The sequence below is a fragment of the Westiellopsis prolifica IICB1 genome, assembly GCF_004323185.1.
Lineage (GTDB): Bacteria > Cyanobacteriota > Cyanobacteriia > Cyanobacteriales > Nostocaceae > Pelatocladus > Pelatocladus prolificus_A.
Window position 1 is genome coordinate 22,680 of the sequence record NZ_NAPS01000008.1, and the last position, 18,636, is coordinate 41,315.

General features: G+C 39.7%; 16 protein-coding genes. 7 read left to right on the top strand and 9 right to left on the bottom strand.

Annotated features, from left to right (window positions below):
* Window positions 1-143: 143 nt before the first annotated feature.
* Together B4U84_RS29180 and B4U84_RS29185 are read left to right on the top strand one after the other, a co-directional pair.
* Window positions 144-4,826 (top strand): hypothetical protein, encoded by a 4,683-nt coding sequence (locus tag B4U84_RS29180; protein WP_131121533.1) that lies wholly within the window; start codon window positions 144-146, stop codon window positions 4,824-4,826.
* 542 nt (window positions 4,827-5,368) lie between these two features.
* A complete protein-coding gene (locus tag B4U84_RS29185) occupies window positions 5,369-7,207 on the top strand; it encodes a type I restriction enzyme HsdR N-terminal domain-containing protein (protein ID WP_131121534.1) in 1,839 nt (612 codons plus the stop codon).
* A 323-nt stretch (window positions 7,208-7,530) separates the two neighbouring features.
* Here B4U84_RS29185 and B4U84_RS29190 read toward each other — a convergent pair whose 3' ends face one another.
* The 9 genes from B4U84_RS29190 to B4U84_RS31820 form a co-directional block, all read right to left on the bottom strand.
* Window positions 7,531-8,328 carry a hypothetical protein gene (locus B4U84_RS29190; RefSeq protein ID WP_131121535.1) on the bottom strand — a complete coding sequence of 266 codons (798 nt, stop codon included), beginning with the start codon at window positions 8,326-8,328 and terminating at the stop codon, window positions 7,531-7,533.
* Entirely contained in the window at window positions 8,310-8,675 is a 366-nt protein-coding gene (locus B4U84_RS29195) for a hypothetical protein (RefSeq protein ID WP_131121536.1), read from the bottom strand. The genes B4U84_RS29190 and B4U84_RS29195 overlap by 19 nt, the downstream gene beginning before the upstream one ends.
* A 37-nt stretch (window positions 8,676-8,712) precedes the next feature.
* Complete coding sequence (locus B4U84_RS29200; protein ID WP_131121537.1) at window positions 8,713-9,384, bottom strand: hypothetical protein; 672 nt, start codon at window positions 9,382-9,384, stop codon at window positions 8,713-8,715.
* Complete coding sequence (locus B4U84_RS29205) at window positions 9,356-9,598, bottom strand: hypothetical protein (protein ID WP_017307433.1); 243 nt, start codon at window positions 9,596-9,598, stop codon at window positions 9,356-9,358. Before B4U84_RS29205 ends, B4U84_RS29200 begins: the two co-directional genes overlap by 29 nt.
* Entirely contained in the window at window positions 9,598-10,152 is a 555-nt protein-coding gene (locus tag B4U84_RS29210; protein WP_131121538.1) for a hypothetical protein, read from the bottom strand. The genes B4U84_RS29205 and B4U84_RS29210 overlap by 1 nt, the downstream gene beginning before the upstream one ends.
* A 3-nt stretch (window positions 10,153-10,155) precedes the next feature.
* Window positions 10,156-10,281, bottom strand: coding sequence for a hypothetical protein (locus tag B4U84_RS32025; protein ID WP_269208872.1), 126 nt, complete (start codon window positions 10,279-10,281; stop codon window positions 10,156-10,158).
* A 379-nt stretch (window positions 10,282-10,660) separates the two neighbouring features.
* The gene (locus tag B4U84_RS29220) at window positions 10,661-11,224 is read right to left on the bottom strand and encodes a hypothetical protein (protein WP_017307431.1); all 564 of its coding nucleotides are present in this window, start codon (window positions 11,222-11,224) and stop codon (window positions 10,661-10,663) included.
* Window positions 11,224-11,391, bottom strand: a complete 168-nt coding sequence (locus B4U84_RS30995; protein WP_017307430.1) for a hypothetical protein — start codon at window positions 11,389-11,391, stop codon at window positions 11,224-11,226. The genes B4U84_RS29220 and B4U84_RS30995 overlap by 1 nt, the downstream gene beginning before the upstream one ends.
* Complete coding sequence (locus tag B4U84_RS31820; RefSeq protein ID WP_242677765.1) at window positions 11,366-11,530, bottom strand: hypothetical protein; 165 nt, start codon at window positions 11,528-11,530, stop codon at window positions 11,366-11,368. Before B4U84_RS31820 ends, B4U84_RS30995 begins: the two co-directional genes overlap by 26 nt.
* 1,236 nt (window positions 11,531-12,766) lie before the next feature.
* Between B4U84_RS31820 and B4U84_RS29230 the strand changes: the two genes are divergently transcribed.
* The 5 genes from B4U84_RS29230 (at window position 12,767) to B4U84_RS29250 (ending at window position 17,559) form a co-directional block, all read left to right on the top strand.
* Complete coding sequence (locus B4U84_RS29230) at window positions 12,767-13,003, top strand: hypothetical protein (protein WP_131121540.1); 237 nt, start codon at window positions 12,767-12,769, stop codon at window positions 13,001-13,003.
* Window positions 13,004-13,015: 12 nt separating this feature from the next.
* Window positions 13,016-13,270, top strand: coding sequence for a hypothetical protein (locus B4U84_RS29235; protein ID WP_131121541.1), 255 nt, complete (start codon window positions 13,016-13,018; stop codon window positions 13,268-13,270).
* A gap of 74 nt (window positions 13,271-13,344) precedes the next feature.
* Entirely contained in the window at window positions 13,345-13,545 is a 201-nt protein-coding gene (locus tag B4U84_RS29240) for a ribbon-helix-helix domain-containing protein (RefSeq protein WP_026718843.1), read from the top strand.
* A gap of 81 nt (window positions 13,546-13,626) precedes the next feature.
* Window positions 13,627-14,352 carry a hypothetical protein gene (locus B4U84_RS29245; protein WP_131121542.1) on the top strand — a complete coding sequence of 242 codons (726 nt, stop codon included), beginning with the start codon at window positions 13,627-13,629 and terminating at the stop codon, window positions 14,350-14,352.
* 291 nt (window positions 14,353-14,643) lie between these two features.
* Window positions 14,644-17,559 carry a plasmid replication protein, CyRepA1 family gene (locus B4U84_RS29250; RefSeq protein WP_165490400.1) on the top strand — a complete coding sequence of 972 codons (2,916 nt, stop codon included), beginning with the start codon at window positions 14,644-14,646 and terminating at the stop codon, window positions 17,557-17,559.
* Window positions 17,560-18,636 lie beyond the last annotated feature (1,077 nt).

Below are 18,636 nucleotides of genomic sequence, written 5' to 3' on the forward strand. Positions count from 1 at the left end.
GGCCAATCCGACTCAGAAAATAGATTTCTTCATTGAGACTGAAACCAATGCTGCTGCTCCGGCTCGATACCTCAATGGGGAGTCATAAGATATATTTGTAAAATTTACTGTGAAGCATCAATTGCTTGCATTTATTAAATAAGATGAGTAATCAGCTTTTTCATGCACTGCAAAAACTTAGGCCATCAGGAGTACAAGGCTTCGAGGGACTAGTTGCTCAATTGTTAGAAGCTCTAACTGGACGACGTTTCTATCTAGCTAAATCAGGTTCTCAAGAAGGACGTGATATGAGTTCTCGTCATTATGACTCGAACGTCATAGCAGTAGAATGCAAACGTTACCTAAATACAACTAATCTTAATGAGCGAGAACTATTAGGAGAATTAGTTCAAGCTAGGAATTCAATTCCAGATTTAGATATTTGGGTACTGGTTGCTACTCGTGAGGTTGATTCAAAATTAATTGATAACTTAACTAATCAAGCACTAAATCTCGGTATACACTTTGAAGTTATTGCAGAAGGTATTGAAAATCCAGATTCATTAGAAATATTATGTGGTTGTTCACCAAATATAGTAATTAATTTTTTACAATCCGAATCCATTATTCCATCAAATCAAGTGCAAGAATTGAAAAAATATTTGAATAATGTTGCAATTCATCCTCAATTCCAGATAAAAAAAGAACTATTAAAATCTAAATTTTGTTCAGTAATTATAGGATATGACAATTGGCGATTCAAACAAAATCAGCATTTTTTGGATTGCTTGAAATTAGAGATTAAATCTCATGCTGCTTTTGGACAACCTATAAATGTTCTCAGTAATGATGTAAGATTTATTGAACGAAAGGAACTGCTAGACAAATTAGATAGTTGGTATTCAAACTGGGGAAATAATAAAAAAATATTTACACTTCTAGGGGAAGAAGGTGATGGAAAGACATGGGGAATAGCTCATTGGTTAGGAATAAAGATACAGCAGTCTAATTTATTCCCTGCTGTCGCTTTTTTATCATCAAATAAAATTAGTAACCATAACCCATTAATCCTATTTTCTAATATTCTTGAACAGAAGCTAAGTTTGCAATACGAACATTGTAAAAAACGTGTAGAACGCTGGTTTAATAACTCAAGTGATAATGTTCCAAGACTGCTGCTGGTGTTAGATGGTATTAATGAACGTTATGATTCTTCATGCTGGAGAGATTTTTTAGTCCAACTTTGCGAATCCTTATGGTATCAAAATATAGCAATAATAATCACTTGCCGTAATGAATATTGGCAACGAAAATTTGATCATCTAAGTTTTTTAAAAAATCATATCCATAAATATCCTATCTCATCTTATAATAACAATGAACTAACAGAAGCATTAAAACATCATCAATTAAGCCGTTCTGACTTTTCAAATGAACTGTTAAAACTACTTTGTAAACCACGCTATTTTAATCTGATGCTCAAGCATCATAAAAGTATTGAAATTAGTGGAGAGATAACTGTTGAACGATTGATTTATGAAGATTGGAAAGATAGGATTGAAAGAAAGGGGATTACATTAGATGACGATAAATTTCGGGGATTAATTAGAGATTTAGCCGAAAAAACTCAAGAAAAAAATAAAAAATATTTACGGGATAGAGATATAGAAGAAAATTTATCATTTATATTTAACAAATCTGAAGTTTTTGAGGAGCTTATAACTGGAGGTATTCTTAGAAATAAAGAAAATAAAAATCAAATTGTTCCAGAATTTTTACATTATGGATTAGGTTTATTATTAGTTAATCAACTAGAAGAAAGTATTGAGCAAAGTGGTAAAAATCCAGAAGAAATAATTGCTGAGTGGATAGAGCCACAGGCTGAAATGGATACTAAAGCAAAAATTTGTCACTATGCCAGTTTAATTGCTCTTACTGACCCCAATCTTCCGCTAAAAGCAAAAACTGCTTTGCTAAATGCCTGGATTAGTAGTCGTAATCCAGGACTAGATATTGAGAAAGAATTTATTGCATATTTGCCTTGTGATCCTTATGCGTACATTGATTTGGCAGAGATTATAGGATCTGATACATTTCAAAATCCTTGGGCAGAAGAATTACTAAAACGTGCTTTCATGAAATGGAAGGAATATAGCAACATATTAGAAATTCTTTCAAAGGCACTAGAGAAGTGGTTAGGATTTTTAAATTGCGACGGTTTTTCACTTCAACGCAATCCGTCAGTGAGCATAGAGGAAATCAGACACGAAATTAATGAACGGGCAGGACAGGAATTAAAACCAGGAAATTTTATATTTCAGGGTTACAACTTAACAGTAATTGAAGATGATGGACTACTCCGCCTTGGAAGACTTGCGCTAGCATTAATCTCTCGTCTGCCCAGACAAAATTTTGTTAGGGCTATTGCCACAGGAATTCTGGCAGAGGAAATTATGGGCTTTCCCAACAAAGGCGATTTGTTTAATTGGGTGTTTCGTACTGCTCCTCAAACAGTATGGCATGAAATTAAATCAGAGGTTGAACAACTTCTTGCATCGCAGAGTAGAGTAGCTAAAAAGGCTGCTTATCGGCTATTGTCATATGAAGGAAGTCAGGAAGCCTATCGACTTCTACAGACATTACCTACAGACCTTTTTCCAGCTAATACATACGACCCTTGTGATTTATATATTCAATGGAGTCAAGATAATTATGAAAACTGCATACATAGAACTGACTTGACACCTGATTGGATAGCTGGATGTATAAAATCAATTTGTATTAATCCAGAGTTAGTAGTTCCCGATGATCTTGGTAAACGCCTTGAAGTATTAGTAAACCAAATTTCAATTAACTCAATTTGGTCTACATACTGGAGTGAATCAAATAATTTTAAATTAGATCAATTTGAACCTACTCTGTGTGCCTATGCACCGTATAGTATAGCTGATTTAGTTAGGCAAATTATACGAAATATCGCGCAGCGAACAGGAATAAGCTTGCGACAACTGAGCTTTCATATATTGGAAAATTATCTGATTCTTGATTCAGAAGAAAAAAACAATATTTATCAGGCTTGGCAGAATTTTGAGCAAAACTGTAATACGGGAAGTGATTTGGACAATCTAGCTGAAGCTTATCTGTTTCAGATAGTTCTCAAAGATTTAGATGCAGAAGAACAGCTACTTCATCTTCTAAATCGTCCTGATATAGCCATTGATTTGCTATTCTTTCAGCGAAGTTTTAAACCACTTAAAAACCCAGAAATAGCATTATCAAACTTGGTTAGTGATGTAAGACGTTTGCAACGTGTAATTTGGTTTATTTCTACTTACATAGAAAATTTACAGGCAGATGTAATACACAAATACATTTACCCAATTCTTGAGAATGACGATAGCTTAATACGTTCAGGAGTTCTGGAGATTCTATATAAGTTTGGTGACAATGAGACTATCCAGAATTTTATCGACAGTTCTTGGAGATGGAATTCTAAGCATCACGGTAAGGAAAATCATTGGGGAAGTCTGATTCTCGGAAAGTATGGTAAAGATTTGACTTATTCCAATCTTAAGAACCGTATTCATCCAGCTTATAAAGGTTATGCTATTCGCTACCGGGGAATGAAATCAGAAGAAGTCCAACAATATGCAGATGATATTCACCAAATTTGGACTAAAATGGCTACAGAAGTAGCCGGGTTACCAGAGAATTTTCCAATTATTGAAGTTAACGTAACTAGTGAGGATAATTTCGAGGAGTTTTATTACAAAATTTCAATATCAGAAAATAACTTTGAGGAATCTGTAACTTTTTTCTCCCCAGATGTTGTTTGGGGAATATGGAGTAGAGATAATTCTATAGAATCGCTTAAAGAATTTCAAGATATCAATGCAAACCAGAGGACTAGAGAAGAGGTTAGGAGTATATTTACTGAAACTCAGAATAGACAACTTGAAGCAGGAAACTACTTATTTTGTGAAATTATTCCTAGAGATGTTCTAACACAAATAGTATCTCAGCGTCCTGATTTAGTTGATATATGGCTAAATCCTATACAACCTGAGCAGGATAATACAGCAGAGAAAGTCATTCATCTAGGTAGTACTTTTTATCAAATTCTCTGCTCTGTTTTACTAGATATAAATCACCCGCAGGCAATAAAGTTATATCAGTACCTTAGAAATATTAATCGAAGAATTATCCTAAAAAATTCCAAGACGAATATCTGCTTTCTGGACTATACTCTTTTTCAAGTTCCACCTAATGGTTCTATAGAAAATGAATGGCAGCGTCGGCTTGAACTTTGCTACTCAGACTTAGAACTAATGCAGCTTACTATTGCTGCTCAACAAGGTCATGGTTTAGATTGGCTCAATTCTTACATAGAACTTAAGCTTAATTCGTCTGCTCCTTTAGATTTTTCTCGTGCCGTGGCGATTCTCGGATTTTTAGAAACCGATGCCGCTTTTACTCGCCTTAGTCAACTAAAAGAAGAACAACCAAACACTTGGAGGAAGGGAATAGTAGATATATCGTTCATTCGATGGCAAACAAATTCGTGGGCTAAACATTGGTTTAAGTGCTTTATGAATACAGATGAGCGGGTAATCGCATGGAGCTACTTTAAATTATTCCTCCTTTGTGTTGATAGACGATTCTGGTTATGGAAAGACAACTTTATTTGTAATAATTCATCTGAGAATTTTCAAAAAAATTATCTTAATTTACTTGAAGATAATATGAATAAGATAGAGAAGTCTATCAAAGAAAATGAGAAAGAGCTAGAGAAATATTTTCTCTGTTACAGGTTCTCCCAAAATTTGTTGCAAAATCTTTCAATATAAAAATTACTCAAATATCTAGGTTATTTGGGATGATATCAAGGATTTTCCCGTATATCCCTTAGTGCCTTTAACTGCCAAATCACAATGTATGTGACCAAAAAGCCTAATGTTTCGTGAGCAAATCCACCCGATTAACCCAAACTTATCAATCAGCCCGACAGCACGAATGCTACAACCCTCATAATTTCGTTGGCTGATAAAACTTGCTTATGCTTGCTGCACATTACGCACAATCGGGTATAGTCCGCACCAATAGGAGCTGCTCATGTTGCGGCTTGCCCAATTGTCTATACACGCTTCTATACCCCCGGTTGATAAATTGTTGCTATCAGTAGGGCTAAGGCTAGAGAAGCTGACATGAAGTGGTGCCACTGAAGGTGATCCAAAAATTTTCTGGTCAAGAACTTTGTCGGCGTTGCAAAAGTATTTAGAGGTGTTAGATGAAGATTTGGAATCAGCTGTCTCAACGCTCAGATTCTAGCAGCATCAGCTAAGATAGATATTAATATTTACTATAAATTGAATAAAATATTTAGAATATAATGGATTACAAAATAAAGCAGCTTTACAAAAAACTGACTGATTTAGCAAGTATTAAATTTGATAATTGGAATGAAAACGATGTCAGGGAAGATTTTATTAAACCTCTTCTTAACCTTTTAGGCTATCGTAAAGATACTGACTATGATATCAACCGTGAGGGAAAACATCTCTTACATAAACCTTTTCTCATGATAGGTCGTAAAAGAGTTGATGTTGATTATGAGTTGTTAGTTCGTAAAAAACAGTTTTGGCTGATAGAAGCAAAACCAGCTTATCCTAAAAAAATACAAGAACAATCTATTTTTCAGGCACATTTTTATGCAATGCATCCAGAAGTTAGTGCTCGGTATTTTGCAGTTATAAACGGATGGGAAATTGTAATATATGATTCAAGAAATATTGATGAGAAGTATCAACCAATTTTGAGAATATCTGTTGATGAATTACCTCAAAGATTTCAAGAACTCAATAATATTTTGGGAGCTAAAAACATCATACCCATGTTAAAAAAACGTGTTCTTGAAGATATCCATGATATTCTTTCTGTTGAAGTTATTGATGAACGCCTACAGGAATTTTCTAAGGAAGTTAATTCTATACTAAAATTGGTTCGTCCTGTAGTTCAGCAGAACAGAATAAATGTTTTACTAAGAAAAGAGACAGAGCATTTTGCCAACGTAAAGCAAGAATTGATAACCCATACTTTTGATGAAATTATTAAAATTGATTTTGCTATCCCCGTTAATTTAGATAATTTTCAAATAATTTATGAATTATTTATTATCAAATTTGAAGAGTTGAATGACAATGAAAAAGCTAATGTGATAGTAAATATTGTATCTACACTGCAAGAAAGACCTTCTATAAATCATCGCCGAAATCTTATACACCTGCTTATTCGGATTAAACCAATTGTTGAATATTTACCTAAATCTGTCTCATATATTTCGATAAATGATGTTATTGTCAGAGAGATAAAAGTATGTTTAACACATTTTAAAGATATACCTTTAATAGCAAAATTTTATCAATTTGAGTGTAGTATTTATAGAATCGCCTATAAAACTCACTTTTTTTTGAATGATTGGTTTGAACCTTTATTAAAAAGATTGGTCAAATTCAAAAAAGACATATGGCAAGATGAAGAGATAGTATTTCAAAATCCTAGCCTTCCCTCGGAAAGATTAGAAAAAATAGATGAGTTTATTCTTAAACTATATTATCAAAATAAAGATTTAGACGAAAATATTTTATCACAATTAAATAGTGAATTAGACCAATATGAATTAGCAATTAATGAACGCGCTCAAGAGGAGGTCGCAAAGATACCTAGTAATGATAGAATTATCATAAACTACGAAAATTTTAATAATCCATACGACTATCTAAATTCTGGATTATTCCATATTCTTTCCTTTGAGATTAAATTGGTAATTGCAATAGTTAATCAAGAAATCTTAGACCTTTCTCTAGAATTATTACAACGTAAATTTACATCAAAAATTTATTCTTTAAATTGGGTCGAAGTTTTTATAGTAAAGTATTTGTATTATACAAATAGATATGAATTTTCAGCAGATTTAAACACAGATAATAGTAATAATGAGTTATTAGTAATTTTAGAAAAATTGATTGAAAAGGAAAGAATATTCGCTGACTTTGTTGAAGAAAAAAATGATGAAAATAAAGTTATTAAGATTAAATTCAATGGTAATAATAATGAGCAAGAAGATTGTTTAATTGAAGGATATGTGAGTTTAGATAGCAAAAAACTTATAATAAATTCCTTACAAAGAAAGCCTTTATTTTCAAAAAACCCTATCAAACCTTTGCTTTGAAGGATTTTCTGATTTAAGTAATCTCTTTGAGCCATTATCGCGCAACTCTAGTGTGCAGCATCAAAAATTAAAACGCTTGTATGAACGCATTTTTTCACTTTAATACCACAAGCATTTCTTATTCAAAGCTTAATCGTGGCGAACTGGGAGCCGCTATACTTTCTTCGGGTGGTGTCGGGGACGGGCAAGAAGTTTACTTGTGGAGTGGGCCTTGACTGGGCAGCCCGCCCCCGACAGTGGAGTGTCGTCACCCGAAGAACTCCCAGTTTTTGAATAGTTATGAAGCTAAACGCAACACAATTTTTAAACTGTGACCGAAGAAGCTAAATCAGATAAATGTTGCCGTCGTCGTCTAGCTGGGCCAACTCTGCCTTGACCAATTCTGCAAAAAGCTCACGAATCATCGCAGCATCCGCATCTTTAATGACTCCGTTTTTATTGACGGTGTTAACGCTCATTGGCTTGTCTAGTGTTGCTTCCTTCCTGAGCAGATAATCAAACAGCTTTTGAGCGTTTTCGCTTATCTGTGGTTTATCAGGCTGGACTGTTGCGTCAATTTCAAACTCCAGCGCTTTGCGGTTTTCTGCTTGCTTTAGCTGCTGCTGGATTGCTTCAATTTCCGCATCTACATCTTCTGCACTAACAGGAATATAGAGAGTTTCGCGGAATCTATCAATTGCATCCGCCATTTCAATGGCTTTCATGGCTTCGTAGGCTTCCCCACCTAGTTTTAGATCAGTAGCTCGTTCCTGGGTTAAGGATTGCAACTGGGCAGTTTTATTAATTGCCTCCACAGTCTCGTTATACTCACTAATTGAAGCCATTTCTCTGGCTGCGTACCCCGCTAAAGGGAAAGCAGCACAGGCTATTGTTATGCCCAGAATTTTTGTTAGAGCTTCGTTAAAGTAAATTTTTGTTGGCTGTAACCTTGGTTGAGAGGGGTTTTCAATTGTGTAAGCCCTGTTCTGACAAGTGGTGATACCAAAATAATCTTCACAAATGCGATACTCACGCCAATCCTTTAAATAGCCTGGTATTGCTAGCCCTAAACTCACTAAACCCACAGCAAAGCTACCAAAAGCTAATTCTTTATAGCTGATTCTTAACGTAGTTTCAGCCATAGCACATACCCTCCCCCAACAATAATTAATGCGCTAGCCCCAACAACAACGGCTGACACGGTATCTCGATAGAGCCAAACCAAATTCCAAAAGCCAAACAGTGAGCAGAAGACAGCCGCAATACGCAATAAGCTAGCCGTTTTGTTGTGAGGGATATTACTAACAAAATAAGTAATGGTTAATATAAAAGCGATTGGGTAAATCAAAAGCAACTTGGGGGCTATTTGGACTACAAAAGCAACTGCAACACCTGCACTCATCCATGAGAGAAATTCAGCCCAGTTACTTAGATGGATGTAAAACTTAGTCCCTTTACCACTTGGTTTTGGTTCAAAACTGGATTGCATACAGTCTTAAGGGGCGTTACCGCCCCATTCCTCCTAATTATTTGTCAGATTTCAAATGTCCGTAACGGATATACTCAGCGTCTTTCTGCCGCTTAATGCCGACAGATGCTAATAGTTCTTGACGGGTTTGTTGTAACTGTGCGGTTGCTGCTTGTCGTTTCTCTCCAGCTTGTTTCTGATTCTCAATAAGTTGCAAACTGGTTTTGAGCTTGCCTTCTCCCAGTTGCCCCATCAGTTCGTACTTTGCATCCAGGGCTTTAACCTTGCGGTCAACTTTCGCGGTTAAAGACTGAGCGTGTTTGTTGTAATCGGCAAGCGCCAGGAATGCGTCAGCAGTGGATCGATCAATGCGTTTCTTGCCTTCAACAACAATGTTTGTACTGGCAGCGTAAAACTCAGCTAGTTTGACTTGTCCAGCCATCAGGGTTGCCGTGTGCTTTAACATTTGGGCTAATGCTTTGGTGTTTAACCGAGCTACTTCTGCCACCTTGCCCACAGCAACAACTTTGTCCTTAAAGCTAGGATCTTGCATGTTGATATCAGGAAATTGCAATCCGTAGGACTGGTAAAGCCCTTGCAGCATTGAAATAGCTTGAGGTAATGCAGCCTGTTTACCCATTTGCGCGGCATTGGTGGAGAAATCACCCTTACCACCTTTGACAACAGAAATTTGAGCTTGGTTAGTAGTGGTCAACTTGTTGAACTCCATTTGTTTGTTCTCTTTGTATTTGTGTAATTGATGACACGACACGATAAGTCGTAATAAACAGAAGTCCAGTGAAAAGAAGAAGTACTAGAGCCATCCATGCTTCTAATAGACCACTTGATGGTGTTTCTTCTAATCGCTCTGTCTTACTGGTGGTGGTCGTGCCGTCTGCGTGAGTATCAGTAGTTTCAGTGCGAACAACAACACGTTTAGTCATTAGATTTCGTAGAGCCAAGCCTCTGCTTCATCGTCATCAACAAAGGAAGTTCCTTGAGTTGCAAGTGCGTACAGTACAAGCGCGGTATCAACCTCGTACTCGCTAAACGCTGGGTCTTCATCGTCCCTTGCCCATGCACCCACATCCTTTAAGTTTTGGAATTTCTCTTGCAGTAAATACTGAGTAGATTTGCTCTCAGTAGCAAAAGGAATAACTTTCTCACATCCTTGAGCGATATCCCAAAGAATTTTAGGGTCAATATCTCCTCCACCAAAATGGGCTAAAAATTGCCCGTGCGCCAATGGGTAGGGAGTATCATCAATATCTTTGAAGTAGTCGTAGGGGTCAAAGTTTTGCTCTTCCCACTCCCACCAAGCGTCTGTAGCTTTTCTATACAGCTTGAAGTCAGTTGGTGTTTTTCTCCCCTCGTCCTCGCCTACGAGCAAGCCCCTAACAAAGTCATCAAACTCAGAGCGGTCGTCAAAATAGTGGGTGCGGTCTTCCGAGCCTGCAATGGTGATAGCAAAAGCGGCTGGATGATTGTTTTTAGGCATGAGTTAAAATCCTTTTAGGTTGCGTGTATTCGTTGTCGGATGCACCATGTCGGGGAAGGCGATGGTCAAGCATACCCGCCGTAGGCGATCGCTGATTTTTCGTGGCTGATTTAGAAGGCGATCGCTCATCCTTTGAATCCTCCCTTAAAAATTGGGCAGGCTTCTGGGTATTGTCGCGAAGAAGAATTGGGCTAATCGAGGGAGCTTTAAAAGCCTGCCCAATTTTTAATGGAAACGTCTCATCCCCTAGAACAGGCTTTGTTGTATAGCTTCATCTGTCATGGTGCAGAAATGCTGCCTGTACAAACTGGGAACCTCGTAGACGCGGCATAGTACCTTGTTTCGGTTAAGTTGCAGGTCAGCCTTTTTTCTTTGCCCAGGCAGTGGAGTAAACAGGTATTGTGTATGCCGGATGCTGCCAGTGCTGTAAAGATAACGGTACAGCGTCCCATCAATACTGTAGGTTTTGCTCTGAGTTAAAAGGGTTACACAATGAACAAGCTGTAAATCATCCATCTTGCTCACCCCCAGAAGCACAGACACCAACTACAACCGCACCAACACCCACAGCAAAACTAGAAATAGCCAGTCCTTCAAATACTTTCGCTTCATTGCTCCAAGTGGGTTGGTAATCTTCACCTCTGCTCTGCTGCACTCGGTCAACCCCATAGCAGAACACTGTACCCAAACCACACAACACAATCCCTATGAAACTTATCTGAACTCCAAAAACACTTAAGTTTTTAGCCAAACACCATAACCAATATGAAATAGAGTGCTTGCGATATTGCTCAATCTCGTTTAGTGCATCGTCAAGCTTTTTTTTAATCAACTTTTCATCATTGGGATAAGCACACGGTTGATTGTCCTTGAGTACCTTGTCAATATTTGTAAGAGCCACATCAAGCTGGCGATTATTTTCTAGGCTCAAGTACTCTTGTGATGTAGCTACATCGAGTATCCAGTTGTAGCTAAGTTCTAGTTTTTCGATGTGGTCAGTTGTCAGCATAGGTTTAGTTTCTTTTTTAGGTAACTCGTTAATTGATTCGAGCCTTGCAGGGTTAACAAACATCACGCCGCGTTCTCCTTGCGTCCTAGAAACGTTTCGTTGACTGCTTTCTCCAAAGTTTTTCGTAACCAATAAGCAGGGGTTACACCGTCCATGTCAGCAAGCATTCTCACTGTTGGTACTAGCTCAGTGGGTACGTCCCAGTTAAGCCGCTTGCTCTTGCTGTGCATTGGTTTGTTCCTCCTGATGCTCAGTATTCTGTTCAGTATTAAGTTCAGTTACATACAGTCTTTTGAGTTCTGATAAAGCAATCATTCCTGGGTCWGAAGTCTCGATTAAATGCTCTTTAGGTATGCCTTGTTTGAGCATTTGTTCTTTAATCAAGTGATGGGCRGGYTTGATAGCAAAACCTCCACCGCACAACACAACGGGATGTCTACGAGCGCTTGTRCCRAGTGATTCRAGGGCRAAAGTRAGSGGRSWATCCTTAATCCAGTTTTTGATAGCTGTCTCTAGTGCTTGCCCRATATCACGTCCATCAGGGGCAATGGCTGAYACTTTYCCGTCTTGGATTGTTGCGGTTTCTAGTACTTCTCGCAGTTGACTGGGCTTAATTACYCTGGATGARTCAGTATTGGCSACWGCYTTAGCRAATTCCTTGATTAACTGYGAWACCCCACCRCCRCCGTTGGGTTCGTGAGCTATGCGTTTGGGATAAAGCCCAAGGTTGCTGTAYTCAGAAACACACGCTGTTCCATAGCCAACRTCAAATGTAAATAATGTTGGGCGTTCGAGCTTGTTACCTCGCCCATGCAGTGCAGCRCCGTAGCCTTCTGGGTARTTAAGAGCGCCTTTRGARAARGAAAGCCGATATTTCACCCCGTCTACTTGCATCCACTTGCATTGRTTAATTGCTTTTTTGAGSGTTAGRGGRTTGGCAAGGCTGAGAGTTACYAAGCGGATGGTCAATGCTCGGTTTTTCTCGTTGGCTCCAGTGGAATACTGATAAAGATTGGGCAAGGATGCAATCGCCCCTAGTGCAAGGATTGGGAAATAGCGTACTTTGTTGTCATCATCATCTGACATTGCYACCCATTCACTRCCTTGGAGTTTGGCACTACGACCRACCACCCAATGCTCAATYCTGTCTTTGAGYTTTCCYTCTASCTCTACTTTYTCTCGACTCATGCTAAAGGCTCCCATYTCCCCAAAGGGYGGTGAWKMTACYTCACACACRATYGAGTCAAGCACGATACTTGAATAGGCAACCYCGTTAATAATGGGCATTGCCTTAATACGAGAGCGTCCGCARTCCATSACAATGATGATTTCTTGYTTAGGAATGGTTACACGCGGCTTTCTGGACTTGGATAGTTTCTCCGTATCCTCAGTAGTCTCTGCATTTGTAGTAYTTTCTGAAACTTCAACTGTCACATCACTTTCTTGTGSTTCAACGACTTCAGGAGTAGTTTGTATTGCTGTTTCGTTCTTTTGACGTGGCATTGACTTTTCTCCTAATTAAAATTTCTCGGAACTGTCACACATCTAGCCTTTACGTACAGCGTCGTATTTATTACTTATTGTGCTGTTGCTGAACAAGAAACTATGAAGGCTGGTTTACTATGCTCCGGGTTCCGGCTGACTGGTGAATTTTTCAAAAATACTCTTTGTTTTCGTACCCGGACGTTTTTACCCGGAGATACCCGGAAGCCTTACAAAATCGACCCGGAAGCGGCCGGAAGTCTACTCGGAGAATTGAACGTACCCGGAAACTACCCGGAAGGCGTTCAAGAAGATTTTGAGGGTCAAATTGTACTGATGACATTTTTAGAAACCTACTGAGAAACAGGTGCTTTGCTGGCTGTGCCAGTTTCGGAAGAAGCAACTTTAAAAATCAGCCTCTCTACAGCTGCGGATAGCACATTGCCAGGGGCATCTATTGAAATCCCCTCAAGTCTGCATAAATCAGCGATGGCGAAACAGTTAATAGTGATTCGCCTGCTTTCATATTTGTCAATCATGATTTTGGTCAAAAATCTGTTTTTGCAGCCTAGACACGCACTTTCTGGCTTCCGTTGCCTTTGTTATGTGACGTTTTTGGGCTACTAAAGTCATCATATCACATCACAACACATCATGCTAACAATAAGAATATGATGACTGAACTTTAGAGGTGATGTACGATGATGTGTGATGAGATAAATGATTATATTGAAGTGAGTAAAAAATTAAACGCTGTTATCCCGGATGAAGTTTGGGAGGATTTAGAGAAAATCGCACAAGCAGAAATGAGAACTAAAAGCCAAATGGCGGCGATACTTCTAGCAGAAGCGATCACCGCTAGAAAAACAAAATCCGCCTCACTCAAAAAGGAGGACAAATGATCAATGCAGATCGGTGTAAAGCATTATTCTTTGTAAAAGAACTATTAATTTTACGTCACTAATTAATTTTTAATGTAGCCAATGACTACCGTTCTAGACCCACCAAGCAATTTTCAACTCCCGCCGCACAATGAAGCGGCGTTAGAGATGCTTAGGGAGGCGAAAGACTATGAGTCTACTGTGGCTCTAGCGGCTGGTGGTGCTGCGCTTGCTACATGCGGCATGGTTCATCCGTTAGGCTGGGTTCTTTTTGCATTAGCTTATAAGCCATTAGTACGAGTTGAAAAACTTGCGCGGCTGGAAAGATTAACAGCCCTGCTTTTGGATGAGTTTAAAAGCGAGGGAATACAAGTTTTTCCAGTGCTTCAAATCGAAGACAAAAACCCTATCGACTTGTTTTTACGGTTTGAGCGAAGAACACATCTGTTTATCTCCATTCGTTCGCGGGGAGAAAGTGAGGTTATCTACAACGAAGCCAGAGAAATTTTACAGGTAAAAAAGAAGAATATTCGTGGTTTAACCACCTGGAAACCCTGTCCACTAGTTGAGCTATCAGATTATGAGAGATGGCTTACTAAAAATAGAGCTTTGTTCGGAATGTCCTCGAAAGAGGTAACAAAAACACCGACAGCAAAAGTTTTGGTCTTATGGCCCCCTACCAAGGCGGCTATTGATCACAATGACCATCTTTATTCTGAGGTAGGAAGTATGAGGATTCTGGCTCTCAGAAGAAAAGGTACTGCATTTGTTATTCAACAGGAGGAAGTAACCGAGTTTGTCAGGGCTTGGTTAGCCAAGTACGAATAGACGACTAAACAGTGAAAACCCCACGTCTCGACGAGACAGCAGGGTTTTCAAAAGTTATTCAATTTGGAGTTGGGGTATTGGGTTTTGAGAGCCTAATTAATATCCCTAACAGTAATTTTATCTTAACTTTTGGAGTATTAAGCCATTGTAACAGTGGCCACCCAGAAACAAACAACAACTCAGAAATTTTATGTAAATGTTTGTTCTTATATTTCTGAACGTTTGTATTAGATGATTACTGCGAAGGGATAGCCCCAATTCCTCCAATACACTTACTGGAGGATGGGCAAAATGCCAGAATTACAACAAGTTAATAACTCGCTTCAGCAGCAACAACCCTCGTATATAGAAGCCAAACACTGGAATGAATGGTTAGCCAGTGCCGTTGACCCAGGAATTATTGCCTTAAACGTTATTTCAGTATCAGGCACAGCCGCCTACGATTACTTGTTCTATGGTCAAAACGTGCCTCGGCGTAACGACGGACGACTTAGAGACTCAGTACTGAGGAAGTATCGCCACATCGAAGGCAACAACTGGTGGTGTAGTGGCGTTGACCCACTCAACAATTACAGCCCTATGCAGTGGGGCTGCATGAAACCCGACAGCCCCAGGCGCGACCAAAACAAAGTCCATAGACTGATCAAATATGAGCATCCGTTGCGAGTGTCAACACGGGCATTTTTATTGGCTGTACCAGATGACATCTGGGCAACTGTGGCCGCACGGTATGACCAACCGATTAGCGATGAAGATAAAGCGTTAGGCTTCTGGCACTGGGTATGGAAATATAACATTCCAATTGTGATTTGTGAAGGAGCCAAAAAAGCAGGGGCGCTGTTAAGTGCAGGCTTTGCCGCTATTGCCCTTCCAGGTGTAAATTCTGGCTACCGCAATCCTAAAGATAAGCTTGGGGAACCGACGGGAGATTCACATCTGATTCCAGAGTTGCAACACTTTGCCACAATGGGGCGACTCTTCACGATCTGCTTTGACCACGACACTAAGCCACAAACAATCTATCGGGTCAACATTGCTATTAACCAAACCGCAAAACTGTTAACTAAGTGCGGCTGTCAAGTGTTAATTGCACAGTGGAGCCACCCAGAAAAAGGCATTGATGACCTGATTGCTGCTAAAGGACAAGCAGCAGCTCAAGCCATCCTTGACCAAGCATTGACCGTCCAACAGTGGCAGGCCAGAGAGTACAAAATATTATCAATTGAAGCGGCATTGACCCTAAATCAGCGTTATCTGGGAGAATTAAATATACCAGAAACTGCGAAACTGATTTTACTCAAATCCCCCAAAGGTACGGGGAAAACTGAGTCTTTTGTCCCCATTGTCTCCGAGGCGATTGCCAATGGTCAGCCAGTGTTACTGTTATCCCACAGAATACAGTTAGCCCAGGCTTTAGCGGACAGGGTAGGCATCCCCTACATCACCGAAGTTAGAAACTCAGAAACGGGGATTTTACTCGGCTTTGCTCTATGTGTAGATAGTTTACACCCAACTGGACAAGCCAGATTTAATGCCCTTCACTGGAAGGAACCTCTAGTGATCATCGATGAGTCCGAGCAGGTGATTTGGCACTTGCTGTCTGCCAACACTGAAGTTAAAAATCATCGGGTGGAAGTCCTTAACCAAATTACACAGCTGTTCAAAAATGCCCTTGGCCCTGGACGTGGTAGAGTGATCCTGGCTGATGCTGACTTATCGGATTTATCGCCAGAAATGGTTTTGGGTCTGGCAGAAACTAAAGTAACTCCTTGGGTGGTGGTCAACACTTGGAAGGAGCAACCTTGGAACATTTACCACTACAAAAAAACTACACCAGTGAACTGGTTGGCTGCCTTGGAAGCCCACATCAAAGAGGGGGGTAAGCCTTTTATTGCAGTCGATTGCCGAAAAGCTAAATCCAAATGGGGAACCAAAGTTTTAGAGGCAAGGTTAAAGAAACAATTCCCCGACCGCAAAATACTTCGTATTGACTCTGAAAGCATTACCAACCCAGAACATGAAGCTTACGGCTGCATTGAGAGATTAAATAAAGTGCTGCTGGAGTATGATATTGTGCTGGCTTCTCCGTCCATTGGTACGGGGGTAAGTATTGACATTAAGGGGCATTTTACTAGTGTTTGGGGATGTTTTAAGGGAGTGACAGCAGAAAACTCGACCCGCCAAGCTTTAGCCCGTGTACGTGAGGATTTGCCTCGTCATTTGTGGGTGGCGCATCATGGTATAGGGAAAATCGGCAACGGTGCTATCAGCTTGAAATCGCTGTTAGCTAGTGAGCATAAAAAGTTTCAAGCTAATTTGAAGCTGCTGCAAGATGCGTCATTAATTATCGATAGTGATGAAATTAATATTAATCGCACTGCGTTAAACATTTTTGGCAAAATGGCCTGTCGGATAAATGCGGGGATGATTAATTACCGTGAGTCAGTTTTGTCGGGATTAGCCGACGAAGGCCACAACATTATCGAGGTTTTAGATCACAGGAGGAGAAAGAAATTAGAGCAAGAGATTACTGCTCAAAAAAATCAAGTCTATAACTCTGAATGTGAAGATATTTCTGCTGCTGACACAAGCGAAATGACCCCAGCTAAATATGAGGCACTGCAACAGCAAAGGTCTAAAACCATGACCGAACGCCACCAGGAGCGCAAATACAAACTAGAGCAGCGTTACGGTGTGGACGTTACCCCAGAACTGGTCAAAAAGGACGACGAGGGCTATTACCCGCAGCTGAGGCTGCATTATTATCTCACTTTGGGCAGAGCTTTTGTTGCCAAACGAGATCGCAAACTGGGTGAAAAAATGCTTCAAGCTAAAAGTACTTGGCTACCAGATTTTAACGGCGGTCAACTGGGTTTGGTGATTCACGCTTTAGAAATGTTCAACATTCCCGGTTTTATTGTCAATGGGCGCGAGCTACGGGGGACTGATGCCGACCTATTGCAGATGGCATCAAATGCCTTGTCTGTGAAGTGGCAAGTCCAAACAGTTTTGGGAATTACGCTCAACGATAATGACAGCCCGATTGTTATCTTACGGCGATTGCTGAAGAAAATAGGGCTGAAATTGAAGTATTTGGGTAGAGATGGGACAGGATCTCGCCAACGAGTTTATCGTGTGGTTGATGCTGACGATGGACGTGAGCAAATCTTCCTAAATTGGTTGGCAGTGGATGCAGCTCAAGCTTAGGGGTTGACCAACTTATTCCTGCGCGGATGCTTAAGCACAATTTGAGACTGTAAATAAAAGTAAATACTTGTGTTAGTTGTAGCTTTGACACTACAGCCTCGTTGCTTTATGGCTTGGTTACGTCTTTGGGGGAGACCGCAAAAAAAAGATACCAGCCGTGTTCCCTCGTTTATTCGTTGTGCGGCGAGGGATCTGGATGTGACGGCTGGTATCTTTTTTCAGGGCAAGTGCCTTGGCACGTTTTTAAGCGCCGCGAAGCTTAACTTCGGTGACAGTTTGGTCAAACTAAGCGTCAAAATACCTATGAGCGAGTTACGTCCACTAACGGTAAATAAATAGATAAACAGTTTTACTGGACAAACATAACAGGGTAACAGTTATTGAAGTCAAAACCCGTATTCTTCCCAGTTTCGAGAAAGGAGCGACCCTATATTAGAGCAAAAGGCTTTGATTTGCTGTAGCTCAGTGTCATTGTATTGACTATTCAAGGACAAGTCCTTAAATAATAAGTTTGAAATCTCTGTGGGGGTTGGGGGGGTGTCATCTTCCCAGAATTCCTCATCATCGAGACAGGTTGGGCAAGCCATTTTAAACAGAATCATGGCACGTAGTGAGTAGTCTGTTTCTTGAGGAGATTTATTTTTAAGAGCTTTAAGGAGAATTTCCTCATCCACTAGACAAAATATGGGATATAAATTGCACCAAATTTTATGATTCTTCTGTCTGTGAAATGAAGAGACAGACGATATATTTTCAATAGTTTGTGCGTGACTGGGGCTGTCTTTATACTGCCAGAATAATCTCTCTATGATTGAGTCAGTGTTTGGGTCAATTGGAATTTCGATCTGATCTCCCAAGTCCTCGCTAGAGTTAGCCGCCGAAAACAACTCTAAACATAAGTCTTTGGGTAAATTCAGTAGATCACAAACTTTTCCCGAAAGGATGATCGCTGGTGAGATGCAGCACACTTTCAGGGAAAATACATAATAAAAAGTTATAGTTGACTACGAGCTAAAAAATGAAATGATTTAGAGTTGTGAATCAAAATGTGGTGAAAAAAATTGACTGTTTTACGAG

What these genes read in the sequence shown, in the direction of transcription:
- B4U84_RS29180 (WP_131121533.1), top strand. Translation starts at nt 144, where the DNA reads ATGAGTAATCAGCTTTTTCATGCACTGCAAAAACTTAGGCCATCAGGA.
- B4U84_RS29185 (WP_131121534.1), top strand. Translation starts at nt 5,369, where the DNA reads ATGGATTACAAAATAAAGCAGCTTTACAAAAAACTGACTGATTTAGCA.
- B4U84_RS29190 (WP_131121535.1), bottom strand. Translation starts at nt 8,328, where the DNA reads ATGGCTGAAACTACGTTAAGAATCAGCTATAAAGAATTAGCTTTTGGT.
- B4U84_RS29195 (WP_131121536.1), bottom strand. Translation starts at nt 8,675, where the DNA reads ATGCAATCCAGTTTTGAACCAAAACCAAGTGGTAAAGGGACTAAGTTT.
- B4U84_RS29200 (WP_131121537.1), bottom strand. Translation starts at nt 9,384, where the DNA reads ATGGAGTTCAACAAGTTGACCACTACTAACCAAGCTCAAATTTCTGTT.
- B4U84_RS29205 (WP_017307433.1), bottom strand. Translation starts at nt 9,598, where the DNA reads ATGACTAAACGTGTTGTTGTTCGCACTGAAACTACTGATACTCACGCA.
- B4U84_RS29210 (WP_131121538.1), bottom strand. Translation starts at nt 10,152, where the DNA reads ATGCCTAAAAACAATCATCCAGCCGCTTTTGCTATCACCATTGCAGGC.
- B4U84_RS32025 (WP_269208872.1), bottom strand. Translation starts at nt 10,281, where the DNA reads ATGAGCGATCGCCTTCTAAATCAGCCACGAAAAATCAGCGATCGCCTA.
- B4U84_RS29220 (WP_017307431.1), bottom strand. Translation starts at nt 11,224, where the DNA reads ATGTTTGTTAACCCTGCAAGGCTCGAATCAATTAACGAGTTACCTAAA.
- B4U84_RS30995 (WP_017307430.1), bottom strand. Translation starts at nt 11,391, where the DNA reads ATGCACAGCAAGAGCAAGCGGCTTAACTGGGACGTACCCACTGAGCTA.
- B4U84_RS29230 (WP_131121540.1), top strand. Translation starts at nt 12,767, where the DNA reads ATGAAGGCTGGTTTACTATGCTCCGGGTTCCGGCTGACTGGTGAATTT.
- B4U84_RS29240 (WP_026718843.1), top strand. Translation starts at nt 13,345, where the DNA reads ATGATGTGTGATGAGATAAATGATTATATTGAAGTGAGTAAAAAATTA.
- B4U84_RS29245 (WP_131121542.1), top strand. Translation starts at nt 13,627, where the DNA reads ATGACTACCGTTCTAGACCCACCAAGCAATTTTCAACTCCCGCCGCAC.
- B4U84_RS29250 (WP_165490400.1), top strand. Translation starts at nt 14,644, where the DNA reads ATGCCAGAATTACAACAAGTTAATAACTCGCTTCAGCAGCAACAACCC.